This window comes from Flagellimonas okinawensis (assembly GCF_029194005.1).
Lineage (GTDB): Bacteria > Bacteroidota > Bacteroidia > Flavobacteriales > Flavobacteriaceae > Flagellimonas > Flagellimonas okinawensis.
Genome location: NZ_JARFVA010000008.1, coordinates 49,030 through 64,658, shown reverse-complemented (window position 1 = coordinate 64,658; position 15,629 = coordinate 49,030). Strand labels below are relative to the sequence as shown.

At 40.7% G+C, this 15,629-nt stretch carries 18 protein-coding genes; 14 read left to right on the top strand and 4 right to left on the bottom strand.

Translation table 11 applies throughout. The features are described 5' to 3' along the window. The first annotated feature begins 107 nt into the window (after positions 1–107). The 6 genes from PY091_RS17300 (at position 108) to PY091_RS17275 (ending at position 5,124) form a co-directional block, all read left to right on the top strand. On the top strand, positions 108–1,214 hold the full coding sequence (locus PY091_RS17300) for an adenylate kinase (RefSeq protein ID WP_275650787.1): 1,107 nt from the start codon (positions 108–110) through the stop codon (positions 1,212–1,214). A gap of 36 nt (positions 1,215–1,250) precedes the next feature. Continuing rightward, a complete protein-coding gene (obgE, locus tag PY091_RS17295; protein ID WP_275650749.1) occupies positions 1,251–2,252 on the top strand; it encodes a GTPase ObgE in 1,002 nt (333 codons plus the stop codon). 64 nt (positions 2,253–2,316) lie between these two features. Then, the gene (locus PY091_RS17290; RefSeq protein ID WP_275650748.1) at positions 2,317–2,841 is read left to right on the top strand and encodes a DUF4136 domain-containing protein; all 525 of its coding nucleotides are present in this window, start codon (positions 2,317–2,319) and stop codon (positions 2,839–2,841) included. 237 nt (positions 2,842–3,078) lie between these two features. Next, complete coding sequence (locus PY091_RS17285) at positions 3,079–3,288, top strand: hypothetical protein (protein WP_275650747.1); 210 nt, start codon at positions 3,079–3,081, stop codon at positions 3,286–3,288. Positions 3,289–3,331: 43 nt separating this feature from the next. Further along, the gene (locus PY091_RS17280; protein ID WP_275650746.1) at positions 3,332–4,402 is read left to right on the top strand and encodes a sensor histidine kinase; all 1,071 of its coding nucleotides are present in this window, start codon (positions 3,332–3,334) and stop codon (positions 4,400–4,402) included. Then, entirely contained in the window at positions 4,399–5,124 is a 726-nt protein-coding gene (locus tag PY091_RS17275) for a LytR/AlgR family response regulator transcription factor (RefSeq protein ID WP_275650745.1), read from the top strand. The genes PY091_RS17280 and PY091_RS17275 overlap by 4 nt, the downstream gene beginning before the upstream one ends. Position 5,125: 1 nt before the next feature. On the opposite strand, the gene PY091_RS17270 is transcribed toward PY091_RS17275, so the two are convergent. Both PY091_RS17270 and PY091_RS17265 read right to left on the bottom strand, forming a co-directional pair. Continuing rightward, complete coding sequence (locus PY091_RS17270; RefSeq protein WP_275650744.1) at positions 5,126–5,911, bottom strand: SDR family oxidoreductase; 786 nt, start codon at positions 5,909–5,911, stop codon at positions 5,126–5,128. A gap of 2 nt (positions 5,912–5,913) precedes the next feature. Then, on the bottom strand, positions 5,914–6,225 hold the full coding sequence (locus tag PY091_RS17265) for a cupin domain-containing protein (RefSeq protein WP_275650743.1): 312 nt from the start codon (positions 6,223–6,225) through the stop codon (positions 5,914–5,916). Positions 6,226–6,321: 96 nt separating this feature from the next. Between PY091_RS17265 and PY091_RS17260 the strand changes: the two genes are divergently transcribed. Then, positions 6,322–7,215, top strand: coding sequence for a Mur ligase domain-containing protein (locus PY091_RS17260; protein WP_275650742.1), 894 nt, complete (start codon positions 6,322–6,324; stop codon positions 7,213–7,215). Between the two features lie 154 nt (positions 7,216–7,369). Here the strand turns inward: PY091_RS17260 and PY091_RS18735 are convergent, their stop codons facing one another. Then, positions 7,370–7,852 carry a DUF1569 domain-containing protein gene (locus PY091_RS18735; RefSeq protein ID WP_313790394.1) on the bottom strand — a complete coding sequence of 161 codons (483 nt, stop codon included), beginning with the start codon at positions 7,850–7,852 and terminating at the stop codon, positions 7,370–7,372. 53 nt (positions 7,853–7,905) lie between these two features. On the opposite strand from PY091_RS18735, the gene radC reads away from it, so the two are divergent. From radC to PY091_RS17225, 6 genes are read left to right on the top strand one after another with little or no spacing between them, the layout of a single operon-like run. Then, the gene (gene radC, locus PY091_RS17250) at positions 7,906–8,604 is read left to right on the top strand and encodes a RadC family protein (protein WP_275650741.1); all 699 of its coding nucleotides are present in this window, start codon (positions 7,906–7,908) and stop codon (positions 8,602–8,604) included. Positions 8,605–8,607: 3 nt separating this feature from the next. Next, complete coding sequence (locus PY091_RS17245; protein WP_275650740.1) at positions 8,608–9,903, top strand: polysaccharide deacetylase family protein; 1,296 nt, start codon at positions 8,608–8,610, stop codon at positions 9,901–9,903. Then, positions 9,896–10,585, top strand: coding sequence for a YjjG family noncanonical pyrimidine nucleotidase (locus tag PY091_RS17240; RefSeq protein WP_275650739.1), 690 nt, complete (start codon positions 9,896–9,898; stop codon positions 10,583–10,585). Before PY091_RS17245 ends, PY091_RS17240 begins: the two co-directional genes overlap by 8 nt. A 56-nt stretch (positions 10,586–10,641) precedes the next feature. Next, complete coding sequence (locus PY091_RS17235) at positions 10,642–11,193, top strand: hypothetical protein (protein ID WP_275650738.1); 552 nt, start codon at positions 10,642–10,644, stop codon at positions 11,191–11,193. Next, on the top strand, positions 11,190–12,647 hold the full coding sequence (locus PY091_RS17230; protein ID WP_275650737.1) for a DUF5723 family protein: 1,458 nt from the start codon (positions 11,190–11,192) through the stop codon (positions 12,645–12,647). Before PY091_RS17235 ends, PY091_RS17230 begins: the two co-directional genes overlap by 4 nt. 12 nt (positions 12,648–12,659) lie before the next feature. Continuing rightward, positions 12,660–13,511, top strand: a complete 852-nt coding sequence (locus PY091_RS17225) for a hypothetical protein (RefSeq protein ID WP_275650736.1) — start codon at positions 12,660–12,662, stop codon at positions 13,509–13,511. On the opposite strand, the gene PY091_RS17220 is transcribed toward PY091_RS17225, so the two are convergent. Next, positions 13,508–14,785: a replication-associated recombination protein A gene (locus PY091_RS17220; RefSeq protein ID WP_275650735.1), complete on the bottom strand. Its 1,278-nt coding sequence runs from the start codon at positions 14,783–14,785 to the stop codon at positions 13,508–13,510. The two genes, PY091_RS17225 and PY091_RS17220, sit on opposite strands and share 4 nt — an antisense overlap. Positions 14,786–14,955: 170 nt before the next feature. Between PY091_RS17220 and PY091_RS17215 the strand changes: the two genes are divergently transcribed. Beyond that, positions 14,956–15,627, top strand: a complete 672-nt coding sequence (locus PY091_RS17215; protein WP_275650734.1) for a rhomboid family intramembrane serine protease — start codon at positions 14,956–14,958, stop codon at positions 15,625–15,627. Positions 15,628–15,629 lie beyond the last annotated feature (2 nt).

Here is a 15,629-nt window from a genome sequence, read left to right as displayed (position 1 = left end):
ATTGAATGTGAGCAAAAATACATGAAATCCACGAGGCTTTAAAAGATCACTGGGGTTAGCACCCTTAAAAATAGTATCTTTGCCAACCTGAACATCACTTGAACACATTGATTAAGCTACACGATAAATTTTTTAAGCCATATTTAAAGGAAGAGCAGATCCTTGCTGCCATAGATAAAATGGCGAAGGAGATCGCCGAGGATTATAAGGATGAGACCCCTTTGTTCGTTGGGGTGCTCAATGGTGCCTTTATGTTCGTGTCCGATTTTCTTAAGGCTTATCAGCATCCGTGCGAGGTTTCTTTTGTACGATTGAGCTCATACCAGGGATTGACTTCCACGGGGATCGTTGAGACCCTTTTGGATGTTCCGGAGGAAATGGAAGGGAAAAGTGTCATAATTTTGGAAGATGTGGTGGATACTGGCCGTACATTAAAACAACTAGTACATCTTTTTTCCAATACCAATGTCAAGGAATTTAAGATAGGCACCCTTTTCTATAAGTCAGATGTGTACAATGGTGAGTACTCCATAGATTATGTAGGTCTGGAAATCCCAGATCATTTTATAGTGGGGTACGGTTTGGACTATAACGAGTTGGGTCGAAATCTTAGAGAAGTTTACCAATTAAATCAAACAGATATGATCAACCTAGTGCTTTTTGGAAAGCCAGGAGCTGGAAAAGGTACCCAAGCGGGGTTCCTAAAGGAAAAGTATAACCTGAAACATATTTCTACGGGCGATGTTTTCCGTTACAATATTAAAAATGGTACAGAGTTAGGCAATTTGGCCAAATCCTATATTGATAAAGGTGATTTGGTACCCGATGAGGTGACTATTGATATGTTGAAAGCCGAAGTGGAGAAAAATCCAGATGCGGCAGGGTTTATTTTTGACGGGTTCCCTCGTACGGCAGCTCAGGCAGAAGCATTGGACAATTTCTTGGAATCCAAGGATATGAAAGTTAATGCGACCATAGCTCTTGAAGCGGAGGATGATATTTTGGTGGCCCGTTTGTTGGAGCGCGGAAAAAGCAGTGGACGTTCAGACGATCAGGACGAGAGCAAGATTCGTAACCGTTTTGATGAATACAACGAGAAAACAGCTCCCTTAAAAGCATACTACGAGGAACAGGGTAAATTCCATTCTGTAAATGGAATTGGTGAGATAGATGAAATTACCGAGCGTTTGAGCAAGGTGATCGATTCCCTATAATTGCTCCATCCGAACAGATTTTACTTATTTTAGGATATGACCGAAGGAAATTTTGTCGACTATGTAAAGGTTCACGTTGCTTCCGGAAACGGGGGCAAGGGCTCTGCGCATTTGCGTCGTGAAAAATATGTGGCCAAGGGCGGCCCTGATGGTGGTGATGGTGGTCGTGGAGGTCATGTTATAATCAAAGGGAACAAGAATTTATGGACACTGGTCCATTTTAAATTCAAAAAACATTTCAAGGCCGGACACGGTGAACACGGAAGTAAAAGTCGTAGTACAGGTGCCGATGGAGAAGATGTGTATCTTGAAGTGCCTTTGGGTACGGTGGTGCGCAACACGGAAACCAACGAAATACTTTTTGAAATCACCGAAGACGGTGAAGAAAAAATTGTGCTCGAAGGAGGTATGGGCGGTCTTGGAAATTGGCATTTTAAAAGTGCCACCAATCAGACACCAAGATATGCACAGCCGGGAATCAAGGGTCAAGAAACCTATTTGACCTTAGAGTTAAAGGTATTGGCAGATGTTGGTTTGGTCGGTTTTCCCAATGCGGGGAAATCAACACTTCTTTCGGTAATGACTTCCGCTAAACCCAAAATAGCGAATTACGAGTTTACTACCTTAAAGCCTAATTTGGGCATAGTGGAATATCGGGACTTTCAAAGTTTTGTTATGGCCGATATTCCTGGAATAATTGAAGGTGCCGCAGAAGGCAAGGGGCTCGGCCATTATTTTCTGCGTCATATAGAACGTAATGCGACCCTATTATTTTTGATTCCTGCGGATAGCAAGGATATTAGCCAGGAATACAACATCTTATTGGATGAATTAAGGCGTTACAATCCTGAGTTGTTGGATAAAGCGCGCATAGTGGCCATTTCCAAATGTGATATGCTGGATCAGGAACTTATAGATGAAATGAACGAGGATATGAAGGAGGATTTTAAGGATGTTCCCTATATGTTCATTTCATCGGTAAGTGGATTGGGAATACAGCAATTGAAAGATAGGCTTTGGAAGCTATTGAACGAATAGTGCTCGATCTTCTAGGTATCCAATCAATATATTGATTAATTTTAGATGGACCCAAATGTTCATCATGCGTTATTTACTTTCCATACTATTGGTATTTGCCTTGGCTTCCTGTAGTTCCGTCAGGGTAAATTATGATTACGATAAAGCGGTAGACTTTTCAAGTTATACGACCTATAACTATTATGCGGATATGCAGTCAGGTTTAAGCCAGTTGGATGAAAAAAGACTGTTGAGAACCCTTGATTCCACCATGCAGTCAAGAGGATATCGTTTGGCCGAAGAACCGGAACTGTACATTAATCTATTCAGTACAGAATTTAGGGGTGCCCCAAACAACAATGTTGGCGTGGGAATTGGTGGGGGAGGAAGAAATGTGGGTGGTGGCATATCGGTAGGTTTGCCCATCGGAGGCCCAAGTTTACAGCGGAGCATTCAATTTGATTTGATCGATGCACAGCGTGATGCACTTGTTTGGCAAGCCGTTGCCGAAAGTGGACTCCGTGAAAATGCCTCGCCCAGTGTGCGCGAGGAAAAACTTAGAGCCATTGTAAAAAAAGTGTTTTCTAAGTTTCCTCCAAAGGTGAAATAGCCTTTAAAATCAGTTTGTTACCTCTTTGTGTTTGTGATATCAATTGATTTTACCGTTCGATTGGTCAAAATTACCACTTGTCATAAATCACTTCTACAGACAAGTATTGTCCAGTACTTTAGCTTCAGAATTAAAATCAAAAATCGAACAGTTATGATTGCACTAGCTAAATTTATCATTTCACTCTTAGTAAGTATTATTTTATAATCAGCTGCTAAAAGCATTAAATTCATCAATATGAAAAAACTAAACACAAAACAGAAAGTTGTATTTGCACTGGGGGTCCTTGGTGTATTGGTAGGTATCTACGGAAGGTTCAATGCATGGGAATATGCATCGTATTTTCCATTTTTCTATTCCGGTTCTGCCATGATGTGGATTGCCTTTTTGCCACAACGAAAATCTTGCTGCAATCCTTTTAAGAGAAAAGCGGTACAAAAATCTTAGTTTAGCTTAAGCCTAACCGGCATAATTAAATAATGGGCGTTACATGCCCAAAGGAATGGAATTAAGTTCACGTAGGAGAAATATTGCCTTTTGGGTTCTTCAGTTATTGGGATGGGGGTTCATCAATTCCATTGCAATATTGATTCCCCAGAACATAAGTTTGGAGATGACCATCTACTCGGTGGTTGTGGGAATTTTTATAGGAGTATTTTCAACCTCGATATTGCGATGGTATCTGAAAAGAAACGTTCATTTTGATTCCTTTGGTGGTAAAGAGGTCATTAAAATAATGGTCTCCACACTTATCGCGTCCGCCATTTTTGGTCTTTTAAATGTGTTTTTTGGATATATCTACATAGAGTTCGGCCCAGAGATTACCGAGGTGGAAATGCATATGTTCGAAGGCTACGACAAGATTATGGTCCAAGTACTGAATTCGCTCTTTTTGGTGGGAGCTTGGACAATAACCTATTTGGTGATCAAACTGCTTTTGAAACTTAACCAGAACCGTATAGAGCGACTGGAACTCAATACAACGCTCAAGCAAGCACAATTGAACACGTTAAAGGGCCAGATCAATCCACATTTCATGTTCAACAGCCTCAATAATATCCGTGGTCTCATGTTGGAAGATGTGGAGAAATCACGGGAAATGATCACCAAACTATCCGAGATAATCAGGTATTCGCTCACTAAGAACAATATTAACGATATTCCTGTACGAGAAGAGTTGGAGGTGGTGGATAACTATATCGACCTATCCAAAATACAGTTCGAGGACCGGTTGGAGTTCGTAAAACAAATCGAGGAGGAAACGCTGGACCTCAGGATTCCACCGATGATTATTCAGCTACTGATTGAAAATGCCGCAAAACACGGTATTTCCAACCTGAAAAATGGAGGTCGCATATTATTGTCCATTTTCAAAAAGGGCGACGATTTGTTTATTGAGGTCCGGAATACGGGAAAACTGAAAATCTCGAAAGATTCCACCAAGTTGGGATTGATCAATATTGAACAGCGATTAAAATTGTTGTATGCCGACAAAGCATCCTTTAAATTGGAGGAAATATCGGATGAGGTAGTGGCAAAAATTAAAATACCATTGGCATGAAGATAAGAGCGGTAATCGTTGAGGACTCCAGGCTAGCACGGAATGAGCTGAAAGAGCTGATTAAACTTCATGATAATTTGGAGCTTGTTGGAGAGGCGAGCAATGTGGATGATGGAGTGGAGCTTATAGTGTCCGAATCACCGGATTTATTGTTTTTGGACATTAATATGCCAGAAAAAGACGGTTTTGATTTGTTGGAAATGTTGGATGATGTACCGATCACCGTTTTCACCACAGCTTATGATGAGTATGCCATTAAATCCTTTGAGTACAATGCCCTGGATTATTTGTTGAAACCAGTAAGCAATAAAAGATTTGATATGGCCTTGGAAAAAGTACGTTCCAAGATGTCTTCTAAAGAAGAAAACTCATCCACGGCCAAAAGGTTGTCAGAGAACAGCCAGATTTTTATCAAGGATGGAGAAGCTTGTTGGTTGGTGAAAATCGGAGACATTTCCCTTTTCGAAATTGTGGGCAACTATACCCGTGTCTTTTTTGAGGATAAAAAACCGATGCTCTACAAATCGTTGAACCAAGTGGAGGAAAAGCTGCCCGAAACATCTTTTTTTAGAGCCAATCGTCAACAAATTGTGAATACCAATTATATTGAAAATGTCGTGCCTTGGTTCAATGGTAAACTAAAGCTTACCCTTAAAAATGGGGAAGAAGTAGAGGTTTCCCGCAGGCAATCCTATATTTTTAAAGACCGTATGAGTCTTTGATCTACATTGATTTTAACAGCCCACCATCGATTGGAATATTGGTCCCTGTTATAAAGGCGGCATTGTCAGATGCTAAAAACGTAACCAAATAGCCATATTCTTTTGGGTTCCCAATGCGCTTTACAGGAACTTGCTCTTCCATGTTGGAACGCACCTCACTGGTAGAAATCCCAAGTTTTTCTGCCTTTTTGGAGTTTAATTGGGCAATTCGGTCCGTATCAAAATAACCGGTTAAGGTGCTGTTTACGGTGATGCCATCTTTGGCCACGTCGTACGCCAAACTTTTGCCCCAAGTGACGACGGCTGCCCGAATAGTGTTGGACAATGCCAAATAATTCAATGGTTCCTTTACCGAAATGGATGCGACAGTAATAATGCGTCCCCATTTGTTTTTCTGCATATGTTTTAGGGCAAGTTCCGTAGTGTACACCACAGATTTAAAAAGCAGGTCAAAAGCATTTTGGTAATCCTCAACATTTTTTTCCAATGCGCCCCCACCTTCTGGTCCTTGGGTGTTGTTGACCAAAATATCCACCGAATTGGTTTCAAAATAGGCTGATATTTTTGCTTTGTAGGCTTCAAAATCGGTAAAATCCACCGAGAGGTATTGGTGCTTTTGCCCTTGGGAACTGTCCATTTCATCAATTATTTCTTGCATCCGTCCCTCACTACGCGCCATTAGGGTAACACTTGCCCCGCTTTCGGCCAGTTGACGCGCTATGGCCTCTCCAATTCCTTTACTGCTGCCCCCTACGAGGGCTTTTTTGCCTTTTAACGATATATTCATGGCTATCGGTATTCTTCTCTAACAGGACTAAAAATGTCCATTAATTTACAAGGAGTCAATGCTTTTCCACTATGTGGCACGTTCGATGGAATTACCACGATGTCTCCAGCGGTGTAAACTCCTTTTTCTCCATTAAGGGTGAATTCAAAAGTGCCCTCCACCACATGCATAATTTGTTCATGGTCGTGCTGGTGTTCGGGTACTTCAGCGTCTTGTTCCACATCCCAAAACACCCAACTCATGCGTTCTCCATGTACAAGTTTGCCATGGTAGCCCGGCATTATTTCCTTTGATTTGATTTCTGATAGGTTCATTGTTCTCAAATTTAGCACCAAGATAGAAATTAATATAGAGCTTCCATGTTTGTATTGGTATGTGCATTGGCTATTTTTGAGCTTTAAACAGAAATAATGCAGCTACATTTTATAGGTTGGGGCGAGGTTAGTATGTTCAATTTGGCTATTGCCTTGCATAAAAAAGGAGAAACCATCACCGGAAGTGATGATACTTTTGATGATTCCTTAAAAACCATGTTGGTGGAAAATGGACTGGAAACTAATGAAGCTGGTTGGTTTTTGGATAAAATCAATGATAGGTTGGATATGGTCGTAGTAGGAACAACCGTTAAAAAAGACAATCCTGAATTGCTCAAGGCCCGAGAATTAGGGCTAAAAATAATTTCGTGTCCGGAATTGTTGTTCGAGTTGAGTAAGTTTAAAACGCGGGTTGTTGTTGCAGGAAGTGACGCTACGGCAAGGGTGACTTCAATGATTTTGCATGTGTTGGCCTATAATGATATTGAAGTGGATTATGCCTTTAGAGAGGCAAATGGTGTTCGATTGACGGAGAAAAACGATTTTATTGTTATCGAAGGTGTTGCTGGCGCTGCATCTGTAATTGATGAAACTCCACAATTTCATAAGTACCAGCCAAACATAGCTTTGTTGAGCGATATTGATTTTAAGGAAGGTGGTTTGTATATGGATTTTGAAAGCTACGCGCACCAGTTCAACATATTTGTGGATTGTATCGTAAAGGGGGGGAGCATTACCTATAACAATGAGGATCTCGAGGTGAAAAACCGGGTGGAATCATCCGAAAACCCAATTAGAAAATTCCCATATGAGACTCCAACGTATCAGGAAGAAGCTGGTCAAGTTTTTCTAGATACACCGGATGGCGAAATGCCAATGGAAATTACGGATGCCAATGACTTGAGAAATATGATGGGGGTCAAGTGGATTTGTCAGCAAATGGGAGTAGACGAAGTGGAGTTTTATGAGGCCATGGTCACCTATAAATAATTGCTGTCCTTTAAAAACTTCGGGTTGAACTCGATATTAGAGGTTTTTAGTTCTTCTTAATGCGGTCCACCATCACCTATTTTTGGTTTAGAATATGTAAAAAAATAGGTTGTTTTTACATTAGGTATTGTAACGGATTGAAGAATGCGCGTTTTCAATTGACGAGCACAAGAAAATAAGAATTTAAATCCCAAATTGTCTCAGATGATGATCTAGATGCTTGTATTGCATTTGTCCCCATTGTTCGGGGCGTAAACGAGCCAAATACGGGGTGTGGGTCCCATTCTTTTTGGTCTTTTTTTGAATGGAAATAATTGATGAGTTCAATCAGCACCTCTCTTTCTTCGGCGATATCTTTTTGGTCCACGACCTTGAATCCCTTAGCAGTTGGTAAGCCTTGTTTCCATGGCTTATCGTTATAAAGGCTCTTTTTAAAGAACTTTCCCATTAACTTGAGCATGAGGTTCGATTTACCATTGGGGTTATACCGACCCAAAGATATTTTGAGTGGAAACTGACAATGGTGAAGCATTTGACCCACTTGCATGTTGCCCCACTTCCTTTCCGAAGATTCCGAAAGTTGGTTGATTCGTTCCAAAATTTCTTGGTGGGCCTCGCTATTGAAAAGGGATTTCATAAGGAAAGATTTATAATGAAAATTACATAAAATTATTCTCCTATCTTTAGGCCATGCAAGAAAAACTAGCTTCCTTTTCCATAAAAAACTGGGCAGATGATGACCGCCCTAGGGAAAAATTGGTGCAAAAAGGAAGTTCAGTGCTTTCCGATGCAGAGCTAATAGCCATTTTAATTGGTTCCGGCAGCAGGAACGAAAGTGCCGTGGAACTTGCCAAGCGAATATTAGCATCCGTAAACCATAATTTGAATGAACTTGGTAAGCTATCAGTGAACCAATTAATGCGTTTCAAGGGAATTGGCGAGGCCAAGGCCGTAACAATTGCAGCGGCTCTGGAAATGGGAAGAAGAAGGAGGTTGGAGGACAATGTAAAGATTACTCAGATTAAAAGTAGCCATGATGTTTTTGAACTGCTCTATCCCTTGCTTGGCGAGTTGCAACATGAAGAGTTTTGGGTCGTATACCTAAACAATTCCAACAAGGTTGTGCATAAGGCCCAATTGAGCAAAGGCGGTATTACCGGAACATTGGTAGATGTTAGATTGGTTTTAAAACAGGCATTGGAACTTGGAGCCGTAGGCATAATACTTGCACACAATCATCCATCAGGAACATTGCAGCCCAGCAAAGCGGACAAGCAGTTGACCCAAAAATTAAAAATGGCTTCCGAGGCATTGGACATTAAGGTTCTTGACCATTTGATCTTGTCCCAACAGCAATACCTCAGTTTTGCCGATAAAGGAATATTATAGCGTATGTTATTGATCTTTACCCATAAGGTTACCAACAGGCTCAATTATACCGCCAAGCAGATTTTTGAAAAAATCTTAGGAGTAGAAATGGCCTTTACTACCAAGGTGGAAGATTTTATAAAGCACAATGGTCCTAAAATGACCTACTCCAAACAGCCGTTGCAAAATGAGTTTTTTATAAGGAGTAACGATCTGTTGTTCGAGCAAGGTATCAACGATTTGGAAATTAAGGTTTCTGATTGGGATGGTACTCCATGTTTTTTCGCAGCAGGGGATAAGAGTACCATACCTTTTGATGTTTTTTCAGCTAGCTTTTTTCTGTTGAGCAGATACGAAGAGTATTTGCCACATGTTAAGGATAGTGTGGGAAGGTTTCCTGTTAAGGAAAGTATAGCGTACCAACATAAGTTTTTGGAACTACCAGTGGTTGATCTTTGGGCCTACAAATTATTGGATGTCCTAAAAGAACGCTTTCCAGACTTGGAAAATAAGGAGAAAGCTTACAGTTTTACTTCCATCATAAATGTTACTACGTCCCACGCCTATGCCATGCGGGGATTTGTTAGGAGCATTGGTGGATTTTTACTGGACCTGGGAAACCTGAAATTCCGAAACCTTTGGGAACGGTTATCAGTGATATTAAGACTGCGCAAAGATCCTTATGATAACTTTTTTGAATTGGTGGAAATTCATAAAAAATGGCCCATAAAAACCATGTTCTTTTTTCAGTTTGCCAAACACTCTGCCCACGATAAAAACGTGTCCACAAATAACAATCGTTTCCGTTATCTAATAAAATCCGTGGCCGACTATAGCATTGTTTCGCTCAGTACTTCATTTGTCTCCACTTCGGACAAAGATGTGCTGCGAGAAGAAAAGAAGCAATTGGGCAACCTTATCAATAGGCCGATTAACTATGCCCGTTTAAGGTACAACAAGGTGAACGTGCCAGCGACTTATAGGAATTTGGTGGAAACCGAGTTTACCGATGATTTTTCCATGGGCTACACACACGAAATAGGATTTAGGGCAGGGACCTGCACTCCCTTTTACTTTTATGATATTAATACGGAAGCGAGGCAACCCATAAAAATACACCCTTTCGCAATGCACGATTATGCTTTGACCAAGTATAAAAAGAAAGATGAAGTTTTTGAAAAAATGGATGAAGTCTATCGATTGGTCAAGCAGGTCAAAGGTGATTTTGTTTTGGTTTTTTCGAACGAGCTTTTGGGAGGTAAACAACCCTTGGACTGGATGGAGCTATATCAATCCATTTTAAAACGTTACTATGTTTGAGCACGAAGTAACCGATGTCTTTTTTGATTTGGACCACACCTTGTGGGATTTTGAGAAAAACTCGGCCCTCACCTTTGCCAAAATATTGGCAGATAACAAGGTGGATGTCAATTTGGAATCATTTTTAGAAGTATATGCGCCCATTAATTTTCAGATGTGGGCCTTGTATAGAGAAAACGGGATTACCAAATCAGAGCTACGTTATCAACGATTAAGAAAAACTTTTGATGCCCTTAAGGCAGAAGTGTCGGATGAGGTTATTGATGTGTTGGCACACGATTATATCGCCTATCTTTCATCCTTTACACATCTGCTGCCCAATGCTGTGCAGGTTTTGGAATATCTTTTTCCAAAATACCGGCTCCATATTATAACCAACGGTTTTCAAGAAGTACAGGAGAAAAAACTTCGTGGCAGTAGTATCCATCAATATTTCCAAAAAGTGGTGAATTCGGAGATGGCCGGTGTAAAAAAGCCACATCCGTATATTTTTGAAATGGCTTTGGATATGGCCCAAGTAGCACCCAAAAACTCATTGATGATTGGGGATAACCTGGAAGCCGATATTCTTGGCGCAAAAGCTATGGGCATGCAGGTGCTCCACTATAATTTCCATAAAGATTCAAATCATGGTGAGTGCGTAATGATTGATGACCTTATTGAAATAAAAAACATTTTATAGAGTTATATTAAGAGTTGCATACCCTATAATACGGACACTTGAAAATGTTTTTGGCTATGAAAAGATTTCCCCAGACCGTTTTTGCAATGGCGGTAATGTTGCTTTTTGCCCTTGCATGTACGGAAGAACAAGATTTTGATCAAATCAACGATTTACAGGTCACCCCAACTTTGGCCTCTGGACTATTTTATCTGGAATCCGATGAGGCTACCATTAATTCCGCAGGTTCGCTCAATACATTTTATTATCAGGAAACAAACTTCAATGCTTTTAATGAGACCTATGTGGCCGATAATTTATTGGAGGGGACCATTACCTACGAAATAGACAATTCCACGAGCAAGCAGCTAAGGGTTATCATCGGTTTTATAGATGACTCCGGAAATATATTGGACGTGGAAACTTTTGATATTGAAGCAGGTCCTACGGATACCGTGGTCAGGGAGGTTTTTTATGGCCCGGGAGGCAAGCGCTTGCAGATACTTACAAATACATCAAGTTTAAGGGTGTCCGCGACAAACTTAAGTGATGCCAATAGCGTTTCGCCAGCAGAAAATCCAAAAATAATATTGCGATCAGGAGCAGAATTCTTATTTCAACTACAATGAGGATAGTAGCAAAGTTTTTATTTCTCGTTCTGTTTTGTAGTATGTCCGTTTTTGCTCAAAACAAGGAGCTGCTATACGACTTTTATGAGATTCCGCAATCCTTGATGGTCAATCCGGGGGTGAAGACGTCACAAAAATGGTATGCAGGGATTCCTGTGTTGTCCGGATTATCCTTTCAAGGTGCTACAAGCGGGGTAACCGTGAATGATTTATTTGCCAATGATGGTGTGGATTTTACGACCAAGGTACAAGATCGATTGTTGGCTGTAATGGGGGATAGGGACGATTTTAGCACCACTAGCCAAATAGAAGGATTTACTGTGGGCTTCAGGGGCAAGAACAGACCAGATGACTACTATTCCTTTGGAATGTACGGAGAAATGGATGTTATTTCCTATTGGCCCAAAGACTTGGCCATTTTGGCTTTTGAAGGGAATGGAGGCAATAATATTGGGAGGAGTTTTGACCTTGGCGATTTAAATCTTCGAGGTGAAATGGTGAATGTCTTTCACTTTGGCATAAACCGAAAAGTAAGTGCTGCACTGACAGTGGGTGCCAGGGCAAAAATCTACTCCAGTATCTTCCAGTTCCAATCCATCAACAATTCAGGTTCTTTTGTTACCACCCCGGGCCAAAACAATGTTTACGAAAGTACAATTAATGCCGATATGCAACTTCAGACAGCAGGGGTAAGAGGGTTTTATGATATTGTTGAAGAAGATACCGGAACCACCCAAAAGGATGTGACAAGTCTATTCACGGAAAGAGTGCTTTTTGGTGGGAATCTAGGCCTGGGCCTGGATTTTGGATTCAGTTATGAGCTTAACCCACAAACAACGATTACAGGAAGTATATTGGATCTTGGGTTTATCAGCAACTCCAAAGACGTCTGGAATTATACTTTTAGCGGAAGTACTACCACAGATGGGATTTCCGTGTTTCTGCCTCAGGATATTAATAACGTAAACAATGATCTATGGCAAGAATTATTGGATGAGATCGATGCCGCTCTGCCACATGGAGAAAACCAATCCGGTTACATTTCTTGGAGACCGGTAAAGGTGTACGGTTCCATTCGTTATGATTTTGGAGAAGGAGGAAACCCTGTGTTCGATAATTGCGGCTGTGGGGTAAATTCTGGAGGTGGAACAAATCGCGATTATTATAGAAACAGTATTGGCGGACAATTATTTATGCTCAAAAGACCCAAAGGTGTGCAAGCTGCTTTGACCGGATTTTACCAAAGAAGGTTTGGTAGGACATTATCTTTAAAAGGGACCTACACCATTGATAAGTATTCTATTACCAATGTAGGCTTGGGTGCCAATCTTCAGTTAGGCCCAGTAAATTTTTATGTGTTGGCCGATAACCTTCTGAGTTATTCCAATATTGCCGACAGTCATTATGCTTCTTTACAGTTCGGATTTAATATCATATCTTGGAACGATAATTGATTATCCATCGATATGAGGTCTAACGTATTGTACATATTACTTTTTTTAATAGTGTTCACCAATGGTGTGAACGCACAACTGAACAGTTATAAATATATAATTGTCCCTAAGAGATTTGAAGCATTTGATGCTACGAACAAGTACCAGTCCAGTACTTTAATGAAATATTATTTCACGGAAAATGGGTTCAATGCGGTCTACGATGATGCTTTGCCCAAGGATTTGGCCAATGAAAGATGTTTGGGGCTGGTTGCTGATATTATTGATACCTCTTCTTTGTTTACCACAAAAGTGATCATTACTTTAAAGGATTGTAACAACCTCGAAATATTTAGATCGGAAGAGGGGACAAGCAAGTCCAAGGAGTATGACAAGTCTTATCGAGAGGCCCTTCAAAATGCATTTGTTTCTTTTGCTGGTATGAAATACACCTACGAACCCGAACCAAAAGAAGAGGAAGTTGAAGAACCGGCAACAGTTGTCATCAGTTTTAAAGATGATGTAAAAAAGGTTGACGAAGCGACCAAAGAACATGTGCTGGAACAGAAAGCTACCAAAGAGGAACAGGTTTATAAGAGTGTCGAGCCAAAACCGACCAATATTGTTCAGGGTGAGAATAAAGAAGCATTAAACACGCAGGTTCCATCCGACCTTTTATACGCCCAACCAACGGCAAACGGCTATCAGTTAGTGGATAGTACCCCCAAAGTTGTCCTTAAACTGGAAGAAACTTCAATGGAAAACGTTTTTATGACTGATTTTCAGGGGCACAATGCCGTTGTCTTTGAAAAGGATGGAAAATGGTTGTTGGAGTACTCGGAAAACGGTGAGAAGGTCCAAAAAGAGCTGAACATCAAGTTTTAGAAATCATACTTGTCCTTCCATCTTTTCTTTAAAAAGTCTTTCATGGCGTTTTCTCTTGGATTGTTCCCCGGTCGATAAAATGAAGTGCCTTTAATTTCTTCGGGAAGAAATTCAAAATCCACAAAATTGTTTTGGTAGTCATGGGCGTAGGCATACCCTTTTCCATACCCCAAATCCTTCATCAGTTTGGTTGGAGCGTTCCTCAGGGGAATTGGTACAGATAAGTCTCCAGTTTGACGTACTTTTTGCTGTGCCTCGTTAATGGCCATGTAGCTGGCGTTACTTTTAGGTGAACTTGCCAAGTACGTAGCGCATTGGCTTAAAATAATTCGTGCCTCGGGGTATCCTATAGTTGTCACCGATTGGAACGTGGTATTGGCTATTACAAGTGCGGTTGGATTGGCATTTCCAATATCTTCCGATGCCAAAATCATCATTCTGCGAGCAATGAACTTTACATCCTCACCTCCTTCAATCATCCGGGCCAACCAGTAAACAGCGGCATTGGGGTCGCTTCCACGAACACTTTTAATAAAAGCGGAAATAATATCATAGTGTTGTTCCCCTGTTTTATCATAACGAACTGTATTGCTTTGGACCTTGTTGAGTACAAGGTCATTTGTTATGACAATTTTTCCATTTGGTTCTGAATTAACGATCAGTTCGAAGATGTTGAGCAACTTCCTCCCATCCCCTCCAGATAAACGCAATAAGGCATCTGTTTCCTTTAGTTCGATGTCCTTTTTCGAAAGATAGGTGTCGGTTTCTATAGCGCGCTCCAATAGGGCCACAAGGTCATCCTTTCCAAAGGAATTTAAAGTGTAGACTTGGCATCTGGACAAAAGTGCCGGGATTACCTCAAAACTTGGGTTCTCGGTAGTTGCGCCAACAAGTGTAACCCATCCTTTTTCCACGGCGCCGAGCAACGAATCTTGTTGCGATTTGCTAAACCGGTGAATCTCGTCAATAAAAAGAATGGGGTTTTTGGATGTGAACAAACCACCACTTTGCTTAGCCTTGTCTATTACTTCCCGAACATCCTTAACACCACTACTAATGGCACTCAAGGTGTAAAAGGGACGTTGGCTCTCCGTGGCAATTATATTGGCCAAGGTAGTTTTTCCGGTACCAGGAGGTCCCCAGAGAATAAGCGAAGGGATAATACCGCTTTTAATTTGGTTGGTCAAAGCACCTTGCTTACCCACCAAGTGTTGCTGACTGATGTAGTCATCCAGTGTTTTTGGACGTATCCGTTCTGCCAAGGGTTCGTTCATAGGTCAAAAATAAAATAAATTTGATGGTCTATTGTTCTTGTATTAGAAAGGTTTTACGTCTTAACCTGACAATTTGTTTATATTCAGGCTTATGGCGAGATGTTTGATTTTGTGAGCATATGTATTCTAATTCATTTAAACTTTCCAATACTGTTGTAATAGCGCCTTTAATGGCGATTTTGACCATATGGATTGTTTTTTGGGTCGAAGTAAAATTCGGTGTCAACCTAAATGACTACGGCATTTATCCACGAAAGCTATCAGGGTTAAAGGGAGTGTTGTTCAGTCCGTTTATCCACGGGTCGGTCGCTCACTTGTACAATAACACAATTCCCTTAGCTGTTTTAATGGCATTTCTATTCTACTTTTATCGAAGTGCTGCTCTACGAGTGCTGATTTTTGGCACACTTGTTTCCGGTTTACTGACCTGGATAATAGCAAGGCCATCTTATCATATTGGTGCCAGTGGTGTTATTTATCTACTGGCCAGCTTCATATTTTTTAAAGGAATTTTAGCCAAAAATTACCGATTGGTAGCTCTTTCGCTTATTGTGGTCTTTATTTATGGAAGTATGATCTGGTATATTTTTCCGGTTAAGGATGGAATTTCATGGGAAGGCCATCTGTCTGGTTTTGCAACTGGTTTGGTATTGGCTTTGATTACTAAAGTAAAAGTGCCAGAGGTTCGTAAATACGATTGGGAACGGGATGATTATAGGGAGGAAGAGGATCCCTTTTTACAACATTTTGATGAACAAGGTAATTTTATCGAGAGCAATGTTGGGGAAGATGGTCAGAACATTGAAATCAGATACCATTATAAAAAATCAGAAAAGGATTGATC